This is a genomic window from Streptomyces sioyaensis (assembly GCF_004122735.1).
In the GTDB taxonomy this organism is placed as follows: domain Bacteria; phylum Actinomycetota; class Actinomycetes; order Streptomycetales; family Streptomycetaceae; genus Streptomyces; species Streptomyces sioyaensis.
In genome coordinates this window covers 1-22,008 of the sequence record NZ_SDIF01000115.1, presented here as the reverse complement: position 1 = coordinate 22,008, position 22,008 = coordinate 1, and the positions used below count along the sequence as shown (strand labels likewise).

At 71.6% G+C, this 22,008-nt stretch carries 16 protein-coding genes, 1 tRNA gene and 1 riboswitch; of the genes, 13 read left to right on the top strand and 4 right to left on the bottom strand.

The window, feature by feature from the left end:
* Nucleotides 1–159: 159 nt before the first annotated feature.
* Nucleotides 160–1,704 carry a DUF2079 domain-containing protein gene (locus EST54_RS27805; protein ID WP_129250474.1) on the bottom strand — a complete coding sequence of 515 codons (1,545 nt, stop codon included), beginning with the start codon at nt 1,702–1,704 and terminating at the stop codon, nt 160–162.
* 331 nt (nt 1,705–2,035) lie between these two features.
* On the opposite strand from EST54_RS27805, the gene EST54_RS27800 reads away from it, so the two are divergent.
* Nucleotides 2,036–2,674 carry a SurA N-terminal domain-containing protein gene (locus EST54_RS27800; RefSeq protein WP_129250473.1) on the top strand — a complete coding sequence of 213 codons (639 nt, stop codon included), beginning with the start codon at nt 2,036–2,038 and terminating at the stop codon, nt 2,672–2,674.
* A gap of 91 nt (nt 2,675–2,765) precedes the next feature.
* Nucleotides 2,766–3,779: a nucleoside triphosphate pyrophosphohydrolase gene (locus EST54_RS27795; protein ID WP_129250472.1), complete on the top strand. Its 1,014-nt coding sequence runs from the start codon at nt 2,766–2,768 to the stop codon at nt 3,777–3,779.
* 6 nt (nt 3,780–3,785) lie between these two features.
* On the opposite strand, the gene EST54_RS27790 is transcribed toward EST54_RS27795, so the two are convergent.
* Nucleotides 3,786–5,036 carry an MFS transporter gene (locus EST54_RS27790; protein ID WP_129250471.1) on the bottom strand — a complete coding sequence of 417 codons (1,251 nt, stop codon included), beginning with the start codon at nt 5,034–5,036 and terminating at the stop codon, nt 3,786–3,788.
* A gap of 141 nt (nt 5,037–5,177) precedes the next feature.
* On the opposite strand from EST54_RS27790, the gene EST54_RS27785 reads away from it, so the two are divergent.
* The 10 genes from EST54_RS27785 to EST54_RS27740 all read left to right on the top strand — a co-directional run bounded on the left by EST54_RS27785 (nt 5,178) and on the right by EST54_RS27740 (nt 17,141).
* Nucleotides 5,178–6,053 carry a LysR family transcriptional regulator gene (locus EST54_RS27785; RefSeq protein WP_129250470.1) on the top strand — a complete coding sequence of 292 codons (876 nt, stop codon included), beginning with the start codon at nt 5,178–5,180 and terminating at the stop codon, nt 6,051–6,053.
* 85 nt (nt 6,054–6,138) lie between these two features.
* Nucleotides 6,139–7,518, top strand: coding sequence for a cytochrome P450 family protein (locus tag EST54_RS27780; RefSeq protein WP_167511617.1), 1,380 nt, complete (start codon nt 6,139–6,141; stop codon nt 7,516–7,518).
* 237 nt (nt 7,519–7,755) lie between these two features.
* Nucleotides 7,756–8,841 carry a transglycosylase family protein gene (locus EST54_RS27775; RefSeq protein ID WP_129250469.1) on the top strand — a complete coding sequence of 362 codons (1,086 nt, stop codon included), beginning with the start codon at nt 7,756–7,758 and terminating at the stop codon, nt 8,839–8,841.
* A 251-nt stretch (nt 8,842–9,092) separates the two neighbouring features.
* Nucleotides 9,093–9,260: riboswitch (cyclic di-AMP (ydaO/yuaA leader) on the top strand.
* Nucleotides 9,261–9,267: 7 nt separating this feature from the next.
* On the top strand, nt 9,268–9,933 hold the full coding sequence (locus EST54_RS27770) for a LysM peptidoglycan-binding domain-containing protein (RefSeq protein WP_129250468.1): 666 nt from the start codon (nt 9,268–9,270) through the stop codon (nt 9,931–9,933).
* Nucleotides 9,934–10,272: 339 nt separating this feature from the next.
* Nucleotides 10,273–11,559: a phosphopyruvate hydratase gene (eno, locus tag EST54_RS27765; protein ID WP_093483588.1), complete on the top strand. Its 1,287-nt coding sequence runs from the start codon at nt 10,273–10,275 to the stop codon at nt 11,557–11,559.
* A gap of 158 nt (nt 11,560–11,717) precedes the next feature.
* On the top strand, nt 11,718–12,170 hold the full coding sequence (locus EST54_RS27760) for an FtsB family cell division protein (protein WP_129250467.1): 453 nt from the start codon (nt 11,718–11,720) through the stop codon (nt 12,168–12,170).
* 96 nt (nt 12,171–12,266) lie between these two features.
* Nucleotides 12,267–12,845, top strand: coding sequence for a DUF501 domain-containing protein (locus EST54_RS27755; RefSeq protein ID WP_006605161.1), 579 nt, complete (start codon nt 12,267–12,269; stop codon nt 12,843–12,845).
* Entirely contained in the window at nt 12,842–13,786 is a 945-nt protein-coding gene (locus tag EST54_RS27750) for a Ppx/GppA phosphatase family protein (protein WP_129250466.1), read from the top strand. Before EST54_RS27755 ends, EST54_RS27750 begins: the two co-directional genes overlap by 4 nt.
* A gap of 451 nt (nt 13,787–14,237) precedes the next feature.
* Entirely contained in the window at nt 14,238–15,626 is a 1,389-nt protein-coding gene (locus tag EST54_RS27745) for an NAD(P)/FAD-dependent oxidoreductase (protein ID WP_129250465.1), read from the top strand.
* 198 nt (nt 15,627–15,824) lie between these two features.
* Nucleotides 15,825–17,141 carry an SAM-dependent methyltransferase gene (locus tag EST54_RS27740; RefSeq protein WP_129250464.1) on the top strand — a complete coding sequence of 439 codons (1,317 nt, stop codon included), beginning with the start codon at nt 15,825–15,827 and terminating at the stop codon, nt 17,139–17,141.
* Between the two features lie 45 nt (nt 17,142–17,186).
* Here EST54_RS27740 and EST54_RS27735 read toward each other — a convergent pair whose 3' ends face one another.
* Both EST54_RS27735 and EST54_RS27730 read right to left on the bottom strand, forming a co-directional pair.
* Nucleotides 17,187–19,727 carry an ABC transporter permease gene (locus EST54_RS27735; RefSeq protein WP_129250463.1) on the bottom strand — a complete coding sequence of 847 codons (2,541 nt, stop codon included), beginning with the start codon at nt 19,725–19,727 and terminating at the stop codon, nt 17,187–17,189.
* 49 nt (nt 19,728–19,776) lie between these two features.
* On the bottom strand, nt 19,777–20,559 hold the full coding sequence (locus EST54_RS27730) for an ABC transporter ATP-binding protein (protein ID WP_006605166.1): 783 nt from the start codon (nt 20,557–20,559) through the stop codon (nt 19,777–19,779).
* A gap of 471 nt (nt 20,560–21,030) precedes the next feature.
* Here EST54_RS27730 and EST54_RS27725 point away from each other — a divergent pair.
* Nucleotides 21,031–21,115 (top strand) — tRNA-Leu (locus EST54_RS27725).
* Nucleotides 21,116–22,008: the final 893 nt, after the last annotated feature.

Below are 22,008 nucleotides of genomic sequence, written 5' to 3'. Positions count from 1 at the left end.
AAGCGAAGCAGTCCGACAACACACCCCGGAGCCCCTGCCCCCGCCACCCACCACCCAGCTACTGGGCCCCACCCCACAACCACTTCCGCTCCCGCCGAAGGCGGGCAACAACTCACAGAAGCGACACGGCGGGAAACCCGGCAACGTGGGAAGCAGCCTTCACCGCGCAGAGGTCCGATGGAACACCAAAAGATCCGCCGTGCTGCCGAGCAGCACATACGTGGAGCGGGGATGGCGCCCCATGGCGTCCGCCAGCATCTGCCGCGGTGTGCGGTCAGATCGCAGCTGGGTGGCGACGTAATCGGGCGACAGCCCACCCGTGTCGCCGGTCCAGAAGACCCGGGTGCGCCTGGTGAGGCGGCTCAGCGGCCGGATGTCGGACTCCACGGTCGCACCGTCGGGTATCCGCTCCAGCAGCTTCTCGGCGGCGACGGCGGCCGGCGGGGTGCGGTAGGTCGCCGCCTCGGTGAGGCGGCTCAGCGGCAGGGTGGTGGTCAGCGCGAGGGCCGTGGCCAGTACGGCGGCCGGCAGATGGTGGGCGTAGGAGCGCAGCCGGGGGCGGGCGGAGACCCGGATCCGCGGCAGCGCGTCGATCAGCGCGAGGAAGACCACCGGCATCAGTACGGCGTTGTAGTGCCAGTCGGTGCCCCAGTAGTGGGGCTCGTGGGAGAGGAAGCGCCAGCCCAGGGTGGGCAGTGCGACCAGGAGAAGAGGGGAGCGCAGGGCGAGCAGGCCGGTGGTGGGCAGCAGGACCCACAGCGTGGTGCGGAGGGCAGTGGCGAGGGGTATCGCGGCGCCGCCGCCCTCGGCTCCGAACTTGGTCCAGTAGTCGTAGGAGCCGGAGCCGTTGAAGCCGGGTATCAGCACGCCGAGGGTGACGGCGGTGGCGCTGAGGCCGAAGGCGACCAGCCCGATGGCCAGCGGGCTGGCCCGCCGGGTACGTATCAGCGCGAGCGCACCGATGGTGGCCGCGGTCACCCCGAGGTCCTCCTTGACCAGCACCAGCGGCGCGGCCCAGCAGACCACCGCGGTCCACCGCCCGCGCAGCACCGCTTCGAGCGCGAAGGCGATCAGCGGCAGTGCGAAGGCGATCTCGTGGAAGTCGAAGTCGACGGCCTTCTGCACACCCCACGACAGCCCGTACGCGACGCCGATGGCCAGGCCCGGGAGGCGGCCCAGGGAGCGGGCCGCGGCGCGGGCGACCGGAAGCACCGACAGCGCGAACAGCGCGGCCTGCGCGATCAGCAGGGTCAGGGATGACGGGAACAGCCGGTAGAAGGGGGCGAGCACGACCAGTACGGGACTGAAGTGGTCACCCAGGATGTTGGTGCCCGGCCCCTTGAGGTCCACGATCGGGGCCCCGAAGTGGGCGTAGCCCCGTATCGCCTGCTCGAATATGCCCAGGTCCCAGGAGGACGTGGACAGCGTGCGGAAGCGCCAGCAGGCCAGCACCAGATAGGCGAGGAAGAAGAACCCGGCGGTCCAGTACGGGTCGAGACGCGGGACGCGCAGGGGAGCGGTCCGCTCGCGCAGCCGGTGTGCGGTGCGCCGCAGCCGGTCGCGCACCGCCGCCGGTGCGCCGTCGGCCGCGACCGATGGCTCGTCCGGCGCGGCCGCCCGCTGTGGTGGTACGACACCGGTACCGGCGTCGGCTCCCGGAACCCGTCCGGGGGCATCCCCAGCCGTTGCTGCGGCCGTGTTCATCCGGATCCTCACTCTCCCCCAGCTCGAAAAGATACTCGAACCGACGCCCTGCCTTTCCCCGCCTGGGCTGGCCCGGCAGTGAGTCAGACGTGGGGTTGTGCGGCTCCGTTCCCGGAGGGGGCTGTTCCCGGACGGGGCGGGCCCGGGCCGCGGGGTGGCGGGTCGGCGTGCGACTCCCGGGCGCGCGGCACAGCGGTTTCGGTGCGGATCCCGATGGAGAAACCCGCCCCGTCCCAGATCGTTGCCCGAAGCAGTGGCTCAGGCCACGCCGACTCCATAGCATCGATCCACCAAGGTCGAGACTTCGTCGCACGATCTGCCGGGAGGCCATGTGTTCCGCCGTAGGACAGCGCTCTCCGTATCCGCCACCGCCGCACTGCTGGCCGCGGCTCCGCTGCTCGCCGCCTGTGGCAGCGCCGCGCATCCGGGTGCGGCGGCCATCGTGGACGGGAAGCGGATCACCGTCGCGCAGTTGCAGGCGAAGGTGAAGAACGTGCGCACCGCCCAGGCCGAGTCCCCGCAAGGCCGCGAGCTCGTCATGAACACCGGCCGGCTGAGCCTGGCCACCCTCAACGGGATGATCTTCGACGAGGTGCTGGCGCGCAGCGCGAAGGACGCCGGGGTGACGGTCAGCCGCGCCGACGTCCAGCGGTGGCGGGCCGGCGCCGAGCGGCAGGCCGGCGGTGCCGAGCGGCTGCAGGCGATGTGGCTCCAGCAGGGCATCGCGCCCGACGAGATCGACACCATGGTCCACAACCAGCTGCTGCTCGACGGCGTCGCCCAGCACCTCGGCGCGGACCGCGGCACTCCGCAGGGCCAGCAGAAGCTCGCCCGGGCGCTGGCCAAGACGTCCCGCTCCCTGGGGATCGACGTCAATCCGCGGTTCGGCAAGTGGGACGACCAGCAGGTCATCCTCGGCGAGACCAAGGAACCGTGGATCACCCCGGCGTCCGCCAAGGAACAGGCCTGACCGGGGTGTACGGCCGGGGCCCGCGGCGGCGGCCGGGGCCCGCCGCCGGGCGGCGCCGGGCGTTGTCGGTGGGGTGCGTTACGTTCGAGGCGTGAACGCTGACGCCTCCGCCGCCCAGACCGGCGCCGACGCCCGCCCCGAGGGCACCGGCACCGGCCGCCTGGTCCTGCTCACCACCAGCCACCGGGTCGCCCCCGGACTGCTGTCCTGGCCCGCGTGGCAGATCCTGCGCGCGGCCCAGCGGGTGCTGTGCGCCGATGCCGGCCATCCGCAGCTGCCCTATCTGCGCGAGGCCGGCATCGAGGTGGAGACCGCGTCCCTCACCGCCCGCGAGCTGGTCGATTACTGCGTCCCCGAAGCGCGCACCGCCGTCGTCCTGACCTCCGCGGACGGCGAGAGCGCGCTGACCGACGGCCTGGCCCGGCTGGCCGGTTCCGGCCGCGAGACGATGCCCGACCTGGAGCTGCTGCCCGGCTCCTACGACCTGCCCGGCGCCCGCCTCCTCGATCTCGTCCAGGTCATGGACCGGATCCGCGCCGAGTGCCCGTGGAGCAGCATCCGTACGCACCAGGACCTCGCCAAGTACGGCCTGGAGGAGGCGTACGAGATGGTCGAGGCCATCGAGTCGGGCGACCGGGTGGAGCTGCGCGAGGAGCTGGGGGACGTGCTCCTCCAGGTCGTCTTCCACGCCCGGATCGCCCAGGACGACCCGGACGAGCCGTTCTCCGTCGACGATGTGGCGGGCACGATCGTGGAGAAGCTGATCCATCGCCATCCCCATGTCTTCGGGGAGGAGGACGCGGCGACCCCGGCGGACGTCAAGGCGCACTGGATGCGGAGGAAGGCCGAGGAGAAGCAGCGGGAGTCGGTGACCGAGGGCGTTCCGCTGGCCCAGCCCGGTCTCGCGCTGGCGGCGAAGCTCGCCTCGCGGGCGCGGGCGGCGGGGCTCGACGTCGCGGTGCCGTCCGGCCAGGGCATCGGCTATGAGCTGCTGGCGATGGCGATACGGGCCGAGGCGGACGGGGTGGACCCCGAAGCGGCACTGCGGGCGGCTGCCCGGGCCTACCGGGACGCGGTGCTGGCCGCGGAGGGCGGCGCCGCGTGAGGACCGTCAGCTGCCGCTGAGGCGAGGGGCGCGGCGCCGGCTCAGCAGATCCGCGGCCCAGACCAGCAACGCCGCTGCAGCCAGCGCCGCCCCCAGGACGCACACCCCGCTCCAGCCCCCCGCGGTCCAGACCGCCGAGGTCAGCGCCGAGCCCACCGCACCGCCGGCGAAGTAGCTGGCCATATAGGCGGAGTTGAGACGGTTACGGGCCTCGGGGCGGACCGCGTAGACCAGGTGCTGGTTGCTGATGTGCATCGCCTGGACGGACAGGTCCAGCACGATCACCCCGGCCAGCAGCGCCGCCAGCGACCAGCCGCCGCCCGCCCCGCCGGCCGCGAGCAGGGCCCAGGACCCCAGCAGCAGAAGCGCCCCGGCGCCGCTGACGTGGTGCACCAGACCGCGGTCCGCCAGCCGCCCGGCGGCCGACGCGGACAGCGAACCGGCCGCGCCCACCAGACCCAGCAGCCCGATGGCCGACTCCTGCCAGCCGTACGACGGGCCGGACATCAAGAACGCCAGAGCCGTCCACAGCACGCTGAACCCCGCGAAGGTCAGCGCCCCGAGCGCCGCCCGCCAGCGCAGCACCGGCTCCTGGCCGAACAGCGCCAGCATGGAGCGCAGCAGCGCCGGATAGCGCAGCCCGGCCGGGGTGCGCAGCGTGGGCAGCCTGAGCCGCAACAGCACCGCCATCAGCAGCATCAGCGCCGCGTTCACCCAGTACACGGTGCGCCAGCCGCCCACGTCGGCCAGCAGCCCGGCGGCCGTGCGCGCCAGCAGGATGCCCAGCAGCAGTCCGGTCATCACGGTGCCGACGGTCCGGCCGCGTTCGGCGGGGGCCGCGAGGGTCGCCGCGTAGGGCACCACGACCTGGGCGGCGACCGAGGTCAGCCCGGTCAGCGCGGTGCCGGTCAGCAGCAGCGCGGCGTTCGGCGCGCTCGCCGTGACGGTGAGGAAGACGGCGGTGGCCGCGGTCAGGGTGACGGCCAGCCGGCGCCGCTCCAGCAGATCGCCGAGCGGCACGAGCAGCAGCAGCCCGAGCCCGAAGCCGACCTGGGCGACGGTCACCACCAGCGCGGCGACGGCCGCGGACAGGTGCAGATCGCGGCCGATGACGTCCAGCAGCGGCTGGGCGAAGTAGTTGCCGGCGACGGACAGACCGGTGGCGACCGACATCAGCAGCAGCGTGCCGCGCCCCAGTCCCGGTCCGGTCGCCGAGGTATCCCCGGTGACCGGCTCCTTTGTGTGCGTGGTCTTCACGACCCGACCTCCCCTGTGCCGCCCGCGGCCACGGCGGCGGCGGACACTTTCCACCCTGGGCGACGCCAATCAATGAGTCCAACACATCGTTTTCATCGGAAACATCTCGAAATGAGATGGGTGTCGCCTAGGGTCGATGGTGTGGAGCTGCAACAGATGCGTTATGTGGTGGCGGTGGCCGAGACCGGCGGGTTCACCCGCGCCGCCGAGCGCTGCCACGTGGTGCAGTCCGCGCTCAGCCATCAGATCGCCCGGCTGGAGAAGGAGCTCGGCGCCCGGCTCTTCGACCGGACCAGCCGCAGCGTCCGGCTGACCGCCGCGGGTGAGGCCTTCGTCCCGGTCGCCCGGCAGGCGCTCCAGGCGGCCGAGCGGGCCCGCGCCGAGGTCGCGGCGGCCACCGGTGAGGTGCGCGGCCGGCTGGCGGTGGGGGCGATCTCCACCGTCGGGGCCGTCGATCTCGCCCGTGAGCTGGGCGATTTCCATACCCGGTATCCGCAGGTGCAGATCAGCCTGCTGATGGACATGACCGAACCGCTCGTGGAGAGCGTGCGCGACGGTGCGCTGGACGTCGCCTTCATCGGGATGGTGCCCACCGCGCGGACCACCGGCGTACGGGAGAAGGAGCTGGCACGCAGCGAACTGGTCGCGGTGGTGCCGCCGGATCATCCGCTGGCCGGGCGGGAGTGGACCACGCTGGCGCGGGTGGCGCGGGAGAACTTCGTGGACTACATGGCGGGGTCGGCGGCCCGCCGGCAGCGCGACGACGCGTTCCGTGCGGCGGGACTCGACTCCGAGGTGGCGTTCGAGGTGACCTCGGTCGAGTTCCTGGCGCAGCTGGTGCGCGCCGGTCTGGGCATCGGCATGGTCCCCGAGCCCACCGCCTCCGGGCTGCCCGGCCTGCGCACCGTACGGGTGCGGCCGGCGCCCGAGCGGACCGAGCGGGTGGTGTGGAGCGCCCAGGGGCCGTCGCCGGCGGCGCTGGCGTTCCTGTCGGCGCTGGGGGTGGACCCGGAGTAGGGGGGCCCGGAGCGGCGGACGGGCCTGCGGGGCCCGGGCCGGTGCGCGGGCGCGCCGTGCCGCGCGCACCGGTTACGGTCGGAAGGTGCCCCACCAGTCCCACCAGTCCCGCCAGCCCGGCCCGCGGCAGGTCACCGCCGCCGACGCCCCGGCCGGCTGCCCGGCCGCAGCGTCCGCCGAGACCGCCGCCGAGGCTGCTGCCCAGTCCGCCCCCGACTCCGTCCCCGAGCTGTTCACCTGGGAGTTCGCCGCCGATCCGTACCCGGCGTACGCCTGGCTGCGGGAGCATGCGCCGGTGCACCGGACCCGGCTGCCCAGCGGCGTCGAGGCTTGGCTGGTGACCCGCTACACCGAGGCGCGGCAGGCGCTGGCCGACGGCCGGCTGTCCAAGAACCCGGTCCACCACAGCGAGTCCGCGCACGGCAAGGGCAAGATCGGCATCCCGGGGGAGCGCAGCGCCAACCTGATGACGCACCTGCTCAACATCGACCCCCCGGACCACACCCGGCTGCGCCGGCTGGTCTCCAAGGCGTTCACCCCGCGCCGGGTCGCTGCCTTCGCCCCGCGCGTCCAGGAGCTGACCGACCGGCTCATCGACGGCTTCGCGGGGCGCGGTGAGGCCGATCTGATCCACGAGTTCGCGTTCCCGCTGCCCATCTACGCGATCTGCGATCTGCTGGGCGTCCCGCGCGAGGACCGGGACGACTTCCGCGACTGGGCGGGCATGATGATCCGGCACGGCAAGGGACCGCGCGGCGGCGTCGCCCGGTCCGTGAAGAAGATGCGCGGCTATCTCGCCGAGCTGATCCACCGCAAGCGCGAGACCCTCGGGGCCACCGCCGAGCCCGACGAGGACCTGATCTCCGCGCTGATCCGCGCCTCCGACCACGGCGAGCACCTCACCGAGAACGAGGTCGCCGCGATGGCCTTCATCCTGCTCTTCGCCGGCTTCGAGACCACCGTCAACCTCATCGGCAACGGCACCTACGCGCTGCTGCGCCACCCCGCCCAGCGCGAGCTGCTGCAGAAGTCGATCGAGGCGGGCGACCTGGACCTGCTCGGCACCGGCATCGAGGAACTGCTGCGCTACGACGGCCCCGTGGAGCTGGCGACCTGGCGGTTCGCGACCGAGGAGCTGACGCTGGGCGGGCAGCGGATCGCCGCGGGCGACCCGGTCCTGGTGGTGCTGGCCGCCGCCGACCGCGACCCGGAGCGCTTCGACGAGCCGGACGTCCTCGACCTGACCCGGCGGGACAACCAGCATCTGGGATACGGGCACGGCATCCACTACTGCCTGGGTGCGCCGCTCGCCCGGCTCGAAGGACAGACCGCCCTCGCCACGCTGTTGACCCGGCTCCCGGACCTCCGGCTCGCCGCCGAACCCGACGATCTGCGCTGGCGCGGCGGGCTCATCATGCGCGGACTGCGGTCGTTGCCGGTGGAGTTCACCCCCGAGCGCTCCTGACCAGCGGCAAGGGCATATTTGACAGCGTGTCAGCCGCGTAACCATTGCGTGATCTGCGCTACACCGGCTTGTGACTACTCGTGACCCCGGCTACCTTTCGATCGACGATCGACAGGCTTCATTCGATCGGCCGAAGCGGGGGCGCGGTCAACCGGTGTAACGGTGCTGCCCTGCCCGCCCGGCCGGAAGCCCGTCGGACAACTCGTCCGACAACTCCACCGCGCGAAAGGCATCCGCATGCGTTCCGGGACCGGCCGACACCGTCGCCCCCGTCAGGCACCGGCCATCTTTGTCACCGCGGGAGTGACCGGCGCCGGCATCGCCCTGCCGCTGCTCGGCGCGAGCGGCGCCCACGCCGCCGACACCACGACCTGGGACAAGGTCGCCCTGTGCGAGAGCGGCGGGGTGTGGAGCGCGGCCTCGGACAACGGCTACTACGGCGGCCTCCAGCTGACCCAGGAGATGTGGGACAACTACGGCGGCTCGGCCTATGCCTCGCGCCCCGACCTCGCCAGCCGCGCCCAGCAGATCGCGGTGGCCGAGTCGATCCTCGACCACCGCGGCCCGGACGTCTGGAGCAGCTGCGCGCAGAGCGCCGGGCTGACCCGGGACGGCCGTGCGCCGGAGGTCAACCCCGGCAGCACCAGCACCCCGGAGCCCGACCCGTCCGACGGGTCCGACTCCCCGGACCCCTGGGACCAGCCCGGATCCTCCGGCATGCACGACGGCGGCTCGGACCCCACGGGCACGCAGGACGAGCCGGGCGACGACACGGGCGGCCGGTCGTCCGACGAGTCGACCGGGTCGACGCCCTCGTCCGACGCGCCGGACCCCGGCCGCACCGACGACCGGTCCGGCACGTCCGACCCGTCCGACGGCGCGCCGTCCGGCGACCGGCACGAGGACCCCTCGTCCGGCAACCGGGACGAGGACCCCTCGCCGTCCGCCGACCCGTCCGACGGCGGCAGCCGCCCGGACACCTCCGGCACGCCGCAGGAGCGGCCCGCACCGGGCAGGCACCGCGGCGGTGCGGACAACGAAGCAGGTCAGAGCAGCGGTCAGGGCCGGCAGGGCGACGAGGACGGCGGCCGGGGCGCCGGCGGCCGGCATGCCTCGCGCGGCGGCGACGCGCACCGTACGGGCCCGGCGGCCGACGGCGACTACACCGTGCGGCCGGGTGACAGCCTGTCAGCCATCGCCACGGCCCACCGGCTGCCCGGCGGCTGGACCGCGCTCTACGACCGCAACGAGGGCGTCATCGGCTCCGACGCGGACCTGATCCAGCCCGGCCAGGTGCTCGATCTCGGGCAGAACGCGGGCTAGTTCATCCCCCTTCGCCCCCTTTGGTGAAAGTGAGACAAGGGTCTCGTTGACCTCAGGGGGCCCGGAACCGTCCACCCTCGCCGTACCTGGCCCCACCTGCGGAGATGTGTCCCACTCGTGATCGGAATCGGGCAACTTGGTTCAGATGGTGGGGTTTGAACACCAAGGGGGTTGCTGCTTAACGTCAGGACCGCTCGCCAAAGCGGGCCCTCCGGTCACACGCCGAATCCTGCCGGTGATCGGGGGCAGTTGACGCGCAAGCGCCGTAGGCAGGAGCGGGGGAACCAAGGTAAGTGCCGGCCCCGCCCGTGAAAGCGGGCGACCGGCTTGGGGTGAAGCCAGATGCGGCAGCGCATACGGCCGGGCCACTCACAGCCCGAACCCGACAGCTCACCTCGCAGGCGTCGGTGAGGAAACGAACGAACCATGCTGATCAACAAAGGCAAGCACAGTCGTCCCTCCAAGGCCGTCCGCGTCGCCACCCTCGCCGGTATCGCCGGTGCTGCCGTGGCCGTCCCGCTGATGGGCGCCACCTCCGCCTCCGCCGCCTCCGTCAGCACCTGGGACAAGGTCGCCCAGTGCGAGTCCGGCGGCAACTGGTCGATCAACACCGGTAACGGCTACTACGGTGGCCTGCAGTTCACCAACTCCAGCTGGGCCGCCGCCGGCGGTACCAAGTACGCGCCGCGCGCCGACCTGGCCTCCAAGAGCCAGCAGATCGCCGCCGCCGAGAAGCTCCTCGCCATCCAGGGGCCGGGCGCCTGGACCTGCGCCGGTGCCGGCAACCTGACCGCCGGCGGCCCCGCCGCGAACGTCGACACCTCCGGCTCCTCGGCGCAGACCAAGTCCGCCCCGCAGCAGGACACCAAGACCGAGGCCAAGAAGGCCCCGGCCGCCCCCGAGAAGCGTGCCTCGCGCTCCACCGAGCGCAAGTCCATGGGCCACGGCAACTACACCGTCAAGGCGGGCGACACCCTCGCCAAGATCGCCAAGGCTCACGGCACCAGCTGGAAGTCGGTCTACGAGGCCAACAAGTCGGTCATCGGCGGCAACCCGAACCTGATCCTCCCGGGCCAGAAGCTCAACGTCTGAGCCACCTCCTCACCGGAACTCCGGCAGGCCCGAGCGGCGGGCCCGCTTCCTCCGTGAGACAGCCCCGCCCGGCGCGCCATTCCCCCCAGCGCGCCGCGGCGGGGTTTCTCACACCCGGGGTCGCGCCCGGGTGAGATCCGCTGCAGCCGCACGCCGGTGACCGGCCACGATCCACTCCTTGTCCCGGTTGGCGAACAAGGGCCCAAAGGTCCTGTGAACTGGGCCTTTGGGCTCTTCATTCCGCAATTCCGTCCCACGGAGCGGGCCAAGGGCAGGCGGACGCGCCCGGGGCCGTTAGGCTCATGCAGCAGAACGCCAGATACCCACGAAGGAGACAACGTGCCGTCGATCGACGTCGTCGTAGCCCGCGAAATTCTCGACTCGCGAGGTAATCCCACGGTCGAGGTCGAGGTCGGCCTCGACGACGGCAGCACCGGCCGTGCCGCCGTGCCGTCCGGCGCCTCCACCGGTGCCTTCGAGGCCATCGAGCTTCGTGACGGCGACCCGAACCGTTACCTCGGCAAGGGCGTGGAGAAGGCCGTCCTGGCCGTCATCGAGCAGATCGGCCCGGAGCTCGTCGGCTACGACGCGACCGAGCAGCGGCTGATCGACCAGGCGATGTTCGACCTGGACGCCACCGACAACAAGGGCTCGCTCGGCGCCAACGCCATCCTCGGCGTCTCCCTCGCCGTCGCGCACGCCGCCTCCGAGGCCAGCGACCTCCCGCTGTTCCGCTACCTGGGCGGCCCGAACGCGCACGTCCTGCCCGTCCCGATGATGAACATCCTGAACGGCGGCTCGCACGCCGACTCCAACGTGGACATCCAGGAGTTCATGATCGCCCCGATCGGCGCGGAGTCCTTCTCCGAGGCGCTGCGCTGGGGCGCCGAGGTCTACCACACCCTCAAGAAGGTCCTGAAGGAGCGCGGGCTGTCCACCGGCCTCGGTGACGAGGGCGGCTTCGCCCCCAACCTGGGCTCCAACCGCGAGGCCCTCGACCTCATCCTGGAGGCGATCAAGCAGGCCGGTTACGCCCCCGGCCAGGACATCGCGCTCGCGCTGGACGTCGCCGCCTCCGAGTTCTACAAGGACGGCAAGTACCAGTTCGAGGGCAAGGACCGCTCGGCCGCCGAGATGACCGAGTACTACGAGGAGCTGGTGGCGGCCTACCCGCTGGTCTCCATCGAGGACCCGCTGTTCGAGGACGACTGGGCCGGCTGGAAGGTCATCACCGACAAGCTCGGCGCCAAGGTGCAGCTCGTCGGCGACGACCTGTTCGTCACCAACCCCGAGCGCCTCGCCCGCGGCATCGAGGAGGGCTCCGCCAACGCGCTGCTGGTGAAGGTCAACCAGATCGGCTCGCTGACCGAGACCCTGGACGCCGTCGAGCTGGCCCAGCGCAACGGCTTCAAGTGCATGATGTCGCACCGCTCCGGTGAGACCGAGGACGTCACCATCGCCGACCTCGCCGTCGCCACCAACTGCGGCCAGATCAAGACCGGCGCCCCGGCCCGCTCCGAGCGCGTCGCCAAGTACAACCAGCTGCTGCGCATCGAGGAGATCCTCGACGACGCCGCCGTCTACGCCGGCCGCTCCGCCTTCCCGCGGTTCCGTCACGGCAGCTGACCCACGGCGGCCCGCCGCCCCGGCCGACCGGCGCGGCAAGGGCTGATCGGGCGAGACAACCGCCCAGCACCCCGTACGTCCCCGGCAACGGTCCCGTACCGTTGCCGGGGACGCGTCTGCTTCAGCAGTCAGGCGTCCGTCAGTGAAGGGGAGACGACGTGCCCGCGGACCGGTTCTCGACCGCGACCCGACTCAAGGCGCTCGGCGAGCAGGCCGCCGCCCGCGTCTACCGCGCCCGCCCGCCCCGCCGCAACCGCCTCACCGGCCGCGCCGCCCTGCTGGCCCTGGTGATGTGCTCGCTGGTCGTCGCCCTCGCCTATCCGATAAGGCAGTACGTCTCCCAGCGCTCCGACATCGCCGAGCAGCGCCGCAAGGCCCAGGACGCCGGCGCCGCCCTGGAGCGGCTGCGCGAGCGGAAGGCCCGCTGGCAGGACCCGGAGTACGTCCGCCAACAGGCCCGCCGGCACCTTCACTACGTCATGCCGGGCGAGACCGGATACCTCGTCCAGGACGGCTCCGGCACCGGCTCCGCACCGAAGGGGCCGCAGGCCGCACAGCCTCCCTGGTACGAGAATCTCTGGGACGCCGTCGACTCGGCCGACAAGCGGTAGGGCCGGGCCCGTACCGCCGGCGGGCGCCGGCCCGTACTGTCGGACGCAGGACGGCCCGCCCGCCCCTGCTCACCACTCACCTCACCGAAAGCGCACATGGACACCCCCCCGCCCCAGACCGAGCCCACCGAGCCCACCGCCGCGGACATCGCCGCCTTCAAGCAGCAGCTCGGCCGCCCGCCCCGCGGGCTGCGCGCCATCGCGCACCGCTGCCCCTGCGGCCAGCCGGATGTCGTCGAGACGGCGCCGCGCCTGGAGGACGGCACGCCCTTCCCCACGCTCTACTACCTCACCTGCCCGCGCGCGGCCTCCGCGATCGGCACGCTGGAGGCCAACGGCGTGATGAAGGAGATGTCCGAGCGGCTGGCGACCGACCCGGAACTGGCCGCCGCCTACCGGGCGGCCCACGAGGACTACATCCGGCGGCGGGACGCGATCGAGGTGCTCCAGGGCTTCCCGAGCGCCGGCGGGATGCCCGACCGGGTCAAGTGCCTGCACGTCCTCGTCGGCCACTCGCTGGCCGCCGGGCCGGGTGTCAACCCGCTCGGTGACGAGGCCCTCGCGATGCTCCCGGAGTGGTGGCGGAAGGGGCCGTGCGTGACCCCCTGCCAGGACACCTCCGACGACCGGAACACCCCCGAAGCCCAGGACGCTCCCGAAGGAGACGCCACGTGAAGCGGGTCGCCGCCATCGACTGCGGTACGAACTCCATCCGGCTGCTGGTCGCGGACGCCGACCCTGCGACCGGCGAGCTGAAGGACCTCGACCGCCGGATGCAGATCGTCCGGCTGGGCCAGGGCGTGGACCGCACCGGACGGCTGGCGCCCGAGGCGCTGGAGCGCACCTTCGCGGCCTGCCGGGAGTACGCCGCGGTGATCAAGGGACTGGGCGCCGAGCAGGTCCGCTTCGTGGCGACCTCCGCCTCCCGGGACGCCGAGAACCGCGAGGACTTCGTGAACGGCGTGGTCGGCATCCTGGGCGTGGAGCCCGAGGTGATCACGGGCGACCAGGAGGCGGAGTTCTCCTACACCGGCGCCACCAAGGAGCTGAGCGGGCGGACGGACCTTGCCCAGCCCTTCCTCGTGGTCGACATCGGCGGCGGCTCGACCGAGTTCGTCCTCGGCGACGGCGCCGTCCGCGCCGCCCGCTCGGTGGACGTCGGCTGCGTACGGATGACCGAGCGGCACCTGGTGCACGAGGGCGCGATCAGCGACCCGCCGACCGACGGGCAGATCGCCGCCATAAAGGCCGATGTCTCCTCGGCGCTGGACCGCGCCGAGGAGACCGTCCCGCTGCGCGAGGCCGCCACCCTCGTGGGCCTGGCCGGCTCCGTGACCACGGTCGCCGCGATCGCGCTGGGTCTGAAGCAGTACGACTCCGAGGCCATTCACCACTCCCGGCTCTCCCTGGCGCAGGTCCGCGAGATCACCGGCCGGCTGCTGTCCTCCACCCATGCCGAGCGCGCGGCCATCCCGGTCATGCACCCGGGCCGGGTCGATGTGATCGCCGCGGGTGCGCTCGTGCTGCTGTCGATCATGGAGCGGACGGGCGCCGGGGAGGTCGTCGTCAGCGAGCACGACATCCTGGACGGCATTGCCTGGAGCATCGCCGACTAGCGGTGAGCGGGGTGCGGCAGAGGTCGGCAACGGCCTCTGCCGAGCAGCCCTTTGAGCGGGTGTGATGCCCGTCTGAGCGCGTTTTCGGGGTGCCGGAAGGCCCCGAGGGCAGGTCCGCGGAGAAAGTTCGTGAAATCCTTCACATGAAAAAACCGCTCCTTGGACGAAGAATCTGATCGTCCGGCCCTTATTCGAAGGTCCTGGGCCCTCTCGACCCGGAGAATGCGCGGCTTCCGGGGAGTTGGCGGTGCGTGCCCCCAGGCTGTGGTCCAGTCGTCCGGCGGCCCACAATCCCTGATCAACAGGGGTCTCCAACGCCCGCCATGGCAAGGTGGTTCCCTCTTGAACTATGGCGTCGATCACGAAGCCGGCGGAGTGTAGCAGACGCCCTCCGGATGCTTGTGAAGGGGCTCACGAGCGACCCCCCATGTGGGGGTGGATACTCGATTGCATGAGCACCACGGAGCGTCCCAGGATCCTCGTTGTAGGCGGTGGGTACGTAGGCCTGTACGCGGCACGCCGCATCCTCAAGCAGATGCGGTACGGCGAGGCGACCGTCACGGTCGTCGACCCGCGCTCGTACATGACGTACCAGCCCTTCCTCCCCGAAGCTGCTGCCGGCAGCATCTCCCCCCGCCACGTCGTGGTGCCGCTACGACGCGTGCTCCCCAAGGCGGAGGTCCTCACCGGCCGGGTCACCACCATCGATCAGGACCGCAAGGTCGCCACCGTCGCCCCGCTGGTCGGCGAGGCGTACGAGCTGCCCTTCGACTACCTGGTCATCGCGATGGGAGCGGTCTCCCGTACCTTCCCGATCCCCGGCCTGGCCGAGAGCGGCATCGGTATGAAGGGCGTGGAAGAGGCCATCGGCCTGCGCAACCACGTGCTGGAGCAGCTGGACAAGGCCGACTCCACGACCGATGAAGAGGTCCGCCGCAAGGCGCTGACCTTCGTTTTCGTCGGCGGTGGCTTCGCGGGTGCGGAGACCGTCGGCGAGGTCGAGGACATGGCCCGCGACGCCGCCAAGTACTACAACAACGTGAAGCGCGAGGACATGCGCTTCCTGCTGGTCGACGTCGCCGACAAGATCCTCCCCGAGGTCGGTCCCAAGCTCGGTGCGTACGGCAAGGAGCACCTGGAGAGCCGTGGCGTCGAGGTCTACCTCAAGACCGGCATGGACTCCTGCGTCGACGGCCATGTGAAGCTCAACAACGGCCTTGAGGTCGACTCCAACACCATCGTGTGGACCGCGGGCGTCAAGCCGAACCCGGCGCTGGCCCGCTTCGGTCTGCCGCTCGGCCCGCGCGGCCACGTCGACACCGCCGCCACCCTCCAGGTGCAGGGCACCGACTACATCTGGGCCGCCGGCGACAACGCCCAGGTCCCGGACCTGGTCGGCCGCAAGAACGGCAACGAGAACGCCTGGTGCCCGCCGAACGCGCAGCACGCGCTGCGGCAGGCCAAGGTCCTCGGCGACAACGTGCTCTCCGGTATGCGGGGCTTCCCGCAGAAGGAGTACAGCCACGCCAACAAGGGTGCGGTCGCCGGTCTGGGCCTGCACAAGGGCGTCGCGATGATCGTCATGGGCAAGATGAAGATCAAGCTCAAGGGCCGTCTCGCCTGGTACATGCACCGCGCGTACCACGGCATGGCGATGCCGACGTTCAACCGCAAGATCCGGGTCTTCGCCGACTGGACGCTGGCCATGTTCCTCAAGCGCGAGGTCGTCTCGCTCGGCGCCATGGAGAACCCCCGCGAGGAGTTCTACGAGGCGGCCAAGCCGGCGCCCGCGCCGGCTGCCGCGGCCGACGCCGACAAGCCGAAGGCCAAGGCTTCCTGAAACCCCGGTCGGGTACTCCGACCAGCCCGAAGGGCGTCCGCCATCCGTGGGGCGGGCGCCCTTTGGCGTGTCCGCTCTGGCGAAAGGCGGGCAGGTGCGGTTCTCTTACGTGCGAACGGGACTAACTGGGCGCCCCATTGGCGTTTACGTGGTGGGTGAAGCTTTTTCACCCGACTCGTCAACACGGAGGTGTGCGACATGGCCGAGGCCGCTGGACGGCTCACCGAGCTCGCCGAGGAGGTACTGGGAGCGCCGCTGCCGGTGCGCATCCGCGCCTGGGACCGCAGCGAGTCCGGCCCGCCGGGGGCACCCACGCTCGTCATCCGTCATCGCCGCGCGCTGCGCCGGATGCTGTTCCGGCCGGGTGAGCTGGGCCTGGCCCGCGCCTGGGTGGCCGGCGACCTCGACATCGAGGGCGACCTCTACGCCGCGCTCGACCTGCTCGCCGGACTCATCTGGGAGCGCCCCGGCAGCCCCGCCCCGCAACGCGCCGCCGTGCTGCGCGCCCTGGCCCGCCCGGAGATCCGCGCCGCCGCCCGGGAGCTGCTGACGCTGGCCGGCGCCCCGGTCCCGCCGGCACCGCCCGCGGAAGAGGTCAGACGGCGCCGTGGGCCGCTGCACACCCTGCGGCGCGACAAGGAGGCCATCAGCCACCACTACGACGTCGGCAACGGCTTCTACTCCCTGGTGCTGGGCCCGTCCATGGTCTACTCCTGCGCGTACTGGGGGACCGCCGACGAGGGCGTCGCCACCCTGGAGGACGCCCAGCGCGCCAAGCTCGACCTGATCTGCCGCAAGCTCGGCCTCCAGGAGGGCATGCGGCTGCTGGACGTGGGCTGCGGCTGGGGCTCGATGGTGCTGCACGCGGTCCGCGAGTACGGCGTACGGGCGGTCGGCATCACCCTCTCCGAGGAGCAGGCCACCTTCGCCCGTAAGCGCGTCGCCGAGGCCGGGCTGGCCGACCGGATCGAGATCCGGGTGCAGGACTACCGCGAGGTCCACGACGAGCCGTTCGACGCGATCTCCTCGGTCGGGATGGCCGAGCACGTCGGCCGGGCGCAGTACGCGGAGTACGCCGGCGCGCTGTACTCCCTGCTCAAGCCCGGCGGGCGGCTGCTCAACCACCAGATCGCCCGGCGGCCGGTCGCGGACGAGGAGGCCTACCACGTCGATGAGTTCATCGACCGCTATGTCTTCCCGGACGGCGAACTGGCGCCGCTCGGCCGGACCGTCGGCCAGCTGGAGGAGGCCGGGTTCGAGGTGCGGGACGTGGAGGCGATCCGGGAGCACTACGCGCGGACGCTGCGGCAGTGGGTGGTCAATCTGGAAGAGCACTGGGAGCAGGCGGCGCGGCTCACGTCACCGGGACGGGCCCGGGTCTGGCGGCTCTACATGGCGGCCTCGGCCCTGTCGTTCGAGCGGAACCGCATAGGGGTCAATCAGGTGCTGGCCGTGCGGACGCCGGAGGCCGGCGACTCCGGACTGCCGCTGCGCGCGCGCACCTGGTCCGCCTGACGCGCGCTGTGCCGGGCCCGGTCGGGCCCGGCACAGCGGCACCGGCTACTCGGCCTTGATCGCGGCCAGCATGTTGAGCCTGGCCGCTCGCCGCGCCGGCCACAGCGCGGCGAGCACACCGACGAGCGCGGCCAGCCCGAGGAAGAGGCCGATCCGCCCCCAGGGCAGCACCAGTTCGTACGTCGCCAGCGAGCCGCTGATCAGCTCACCGGCCGCCCAGCCGAAGAAGACGCCCAGGCCGATGCCGAGCACGCCGCCGAAGAGGGAGATCACCAGCGACTCCAGGCGCACCATGCGCTTGATGCCGCGGCGGTCCAGGCCGATGGCGCGCAGCATGCCGATCTCCTGCGAGCGTTCGAAGACCGACATCGCCAGGGTGTTGATGACACCGAGCACCGCGACGATCACGGCCATCGCCAGCAGCCCGTAGAGCATGTTCAGCATCAGGCTGAACGCCTGCGAGATGCTCTCGGAGATGTCCTTCTTGTCGGAGACGGCGAGTGCCGGGTTCTTGCCGAGCCCCTTGACCAGCGATTCCTTGGCGGCGTCACTGGTGCCGTCCTTCGTGTTGACCATCACCTGCCGGTCCGTGACCTGCTTCTGATGCGGGGCCAGGGTGGCGTTGTCCACGATGATGCCGTGGATCATCTGGTTGCCCTGGTAGACGCCCGAGACGGTCAGCGTGCCCTTCTTGCCGTCCTCGAACGTCACCGGGAAGCGGGAACCGGGCTGCCAGCCCTTCTCCTTGGCGGTGGCATCGTCCACGACCACCCGGCCGCCCTGCAGGTCGCCGAGGCCGCCCTTGGTGAAGTCGAGCTTGGTGAGCTTGCCGAAGTCCTTGCCGTTGACGCCGGTCAGGGACTGGGGGGTGCCGTCGATCCGGGACGGGGACATGCGCAGTGGGCTGACCGCGGTGACCTCGTCCAGGCCGTCGAGCTTCTTCGCCACGTCCGGGGAGAGCGGGAGGCTGTTGGCCATGGAGACGACGTAGTCGGCCGTGAGCGACTCGGTGGCCATCTTGTCGATGCCCTTCTGCACACTGCCCGCGATCACCGTCAGGCCGGTGATCAGCGTCAGCCCGACCATCAGCGCGGAGGCCGTGGCGGCGGTACGGCGCGGATTGCGCACCGCGTTCTGCCGGGCGAGGCCGCCGGAGATCCCGAAGGCCCGCAGCACGGGTGCGGCCAGCGCGATCAGCGGCCGGGACAGCAGCGGCGTCAGGATGAACACACCGATCAGCAGGAGGAACGCGCCGCCGCCCATCACGGCCTTGCCGTCGGACATGCCGGTGGCGACCAGCACCCCGGCGGCACCGGCGCCCGCGAACAGCGCGCCGATGGTGTTGCGCACCACAAGCGACTTGGTGGTGGCGGTGGCGTGCACGCTGTTCATCGCGGCGACCGGCGGGATCTTGGCGGCGCGGCGGCCCGGCAGCCAGGCGGCCAGGACGGTGATGACGATGCCGACGAGGAGGGAGATCAGGACGGTGGACGGCGAGACCACCAGGGGGCCGTCGGGGACGGTCGCACCGGTGCTGTTCATCAACGCCCGCAGTCCGGCGCCGATCCCGATACCGGCGGCCATGCCGGTGACCGCGGCGATCGCGCCGACGACGGTCGCCTCGATCAGCACCGAGCGGGTGACCTGGCGGCGGCTGGCGCCGACCGCGCGCAGCAGCGCCAGCTCCTTGGTGCGCTGGGCGACCAGCATGGTGAAGGTGTTGGCGATGATGAACACGCCGACGAAGAGCGCGATACCGGCGAAGACGAGCAGGCCGGTCTTCATGCCGTCCATCTTCTTGGCGATCATCTTGGCCTGGTCGTCGGCGAGCTGCTTGCCGGTGGTGGCCTCGGCGGCGTCCTTGGGCAGGACCTTGTCGATCTCGGACTTCAGGGCGTTCTGCGAGGTGCCCGGCGCGGCCTTGACGTCGATCTCGCTGAAGCCGCCCGGCATGGCGAAGAGCTTCTGGGCGGTCGGGGTGTCGAACAGCGCGAGGCTGCCGCCGGCCGCGACCGTCCCGTCGTCGGTGGTGAAGATGCCGGTCAGCTTCTGCTCGCGGACCGGTCCGTCGACGGAGAGCCGGACGGTGTCACCGACCTTGTAGCCGGCCTTGTCCGCGGTGTGCGCGTCCAGCGCGAACTCGTGCGGACCCTTGGGGGCGGCGCCGCTGCGCATCGGGTAGCGGGCGTCCTTGCCGTCCTTGCCGGCGAAGTAGTTGCCGCCCGTGGTCGAGAAGCCGTTGCCGAGCAGCTCGCCCTTCTTGTCGGCGATGGCGGTGAAGCCGGAGACGGTGCCGGTGGCGGACGCGGCGCCGGGCACCTGGGCGGCCTTGTCGAGCAGCTTCTGGTCGAGCTTCGGCTTCGAGTCCCCGCCGGGGGCGCCGGACGGGCTGTCGGAGGACCGCTGCTGGACGGCGACGTCGACGTTGTCGTAGCCCTTTTGCGAGCTGGCCTGGTACGCGTCGGAGATGGTCGAGGTGAAGACCAGGGTGCCGGAGACGAATGCCACGCCGAGCATCACGGCGAGGACGGTCATCAGCAGCCGGGCCTTGTGCGCAAGCACGTTGCGCAAGGCGGTACGGAACATGAGGGGCAGTCCTGGAGAAGAGGTCCGGAAGTCGGGTGACGGCTGCTGATCAGCTCGTGCGGCGCTTGGCGTCGAAGCCCTTCATCCGCTCCAGCACCAGGTCGGCGGTCGGATCGGGCATGTCGTCGACGATCCGGCCGTCGGCGAGGAAGACGACGCGGTTCGCGTAGGAGGCGGCGACCGGGTCGTGGGTCACCATCACCACGGTCTGGCCCAGTTCCCGCACCGAGTTGCGCAGAAAGCCGAGGACCTCGGCGCCGGAGCGCGAGTCGAGGTTTCCGGTGGGCTCGTCGGCGAAGATGATCTCGGGCCGGGAGGCGAGCGCGCGGGCGACCGCGACCCGCTGCTGCTGGCCGCCGGAGAGCTGGCTGGGGCGGTGCTTGAGGCGGCCGGACAGGCCGACGGTCTCCACGACCCGGTCCAGCCAGGCGCGGTCCGGCTTACGGCCCGCGATGTCCATGGGCAGGGTGATGTTCTCCAGGGCGTTCAGGGTCGGCAGCAGATTGAACGCCTGGAAGATGAAGCCGATCTTGTCGCGCCTGAGCTGGGTGAGCTTCTTGTCCTTCAGCCCGGTCAGTTCGGTGTCGCCGATGCGCGCGGAGCCGCCGGATATCGAGTCCAGCCCGGCCATGCAGTGCATCAGCGTCGACTTGCCGGACCCGGAGGGGCCCATGATCGCGGTGAACTGGGCCTGGTGGAAGTCGACGGAGACCGCGTCCAGGGCGACCACCTGGGTCTCGCCCTGTCCGTACACCTTGCTGAGATCCGTGGCGCGGGCAGCCACTGCGGTGGCGCGCTGGGCGGTGGTTACGCCGGAGTGGGTCGGGGTCACGGGAAGGAGCTCCTGTCAGGTGGAAGGGCCTGGTTCGGGCGGCCGCGCGGGCGCGGGCCGTGAAGCGGAGGCGGACATTTCCATCGTGAAGCAGGCATCGGCCCGGGGACGTCAACCGTTGTGACCGTCCTGGACCACCCCTGGGGCGTAGCCGCGGACGGCCCGGTCATCCCTGGGGAGGAGAGGGGCCCCGATGCGGCTGCTGCACCCGCAGCAGCCTGAGCGGCGGGCCCGCCGCGGTGACGGGGCGTGGAGGGGGCGTCGAGTTTCCGTCAATTCAGGCATGAAATTGCGCCCGGGGGCTTCCCCGCCTAGGCGGGCTTCAGGCATGTGCCGAAGGCCTGTACCCGGCACTGATGCTCCCTCAGTTGCCAATAAAATAAGACAACCTCGGGAAGAGCGGCCGAACTCTGCGGTGCGCTGCGGGCTACGCTCGTGCTGCCCTCTTTGAGGCGGCATGGGGGATCCCAGGCCCGGATGGTGGAATGCAGACACGGCGAGCTTAAACCTCGCTGGCCTACGGGCCGTGCCGGTTCAAGTCCGGCTCCGGGCACCACCCAAAAGGCGATTTTGGGTGAAGCATCAACTGAATCGCAAATTGCTGTGCGTCCTCCCCCTTCGACCAGGGGAAGCGGCCCGGTATCCGGGGCAACGGCAAGCGAGGTCGCGCTTTCGGGGGACGTGAACACCGGATGCGCCGTACGGCTGTTGACCGGGGCGCCACGATTCCCCGGGAGCCCTGCCGGCCGCGGCCGGCGGCGTCGTCCGCAGCGCCCTTCCGCGCCGGGCACGGGCGCCTTCCTGAGGGACGGTCAGAGTTCCTCCCAGTAGTGCTGTCCCCGGAGTTGACGACACGTCGGGGCCGCCGGGGCCGCCCGCACGGGGGCTGCGCCGCCGTCCCGCGTCCGGCCGGGCCGGCCCGTACGAGGGCATGCCGGACGGGCGCCAGGCGGCCGACGCCGAGGGGGTCCCGGCGGACGCGGTGGCCGGCGCACGGCAGGCGGGGCCCATGCCCGCTCGGCGGCCCGCACGAGGGTTTCTGCCAATTCCCACCGCCGCGGGTTTTGCGCCCTTTCGGCAGTACGGGCCGCGGCAGGTGACGGACGGCAAAGGCAAATGCCTTGTGATGCCATCCCGTGATGCCGATCAGCCTTCTGTGGCGCACGTGTTTGGTACGTGCGCCTGCACTTTGTCGGCTTCCGGGCGAGGACACTTCAGGAGAGCGCCGGCAGCCATTCCGGCCCGCTTCCGGAATTCCCGGCGCGCGGAATGCGAGCAGGGGCGCGCGGCCATGCCGCGGGCGCCCCGGAGGGCGTCTCGGGGAGACCCTGAGCCGGGAGCCGGGAGCCGGGAGCCGGGAGCCGGGAGCCGGGAGCCGGGAGCCGGGAGCCGGGAGCCGGGAGCCGGGAGTCCGGTGGCTGGGTGGGGTCAGGCGGTGGCCGCCGGGGC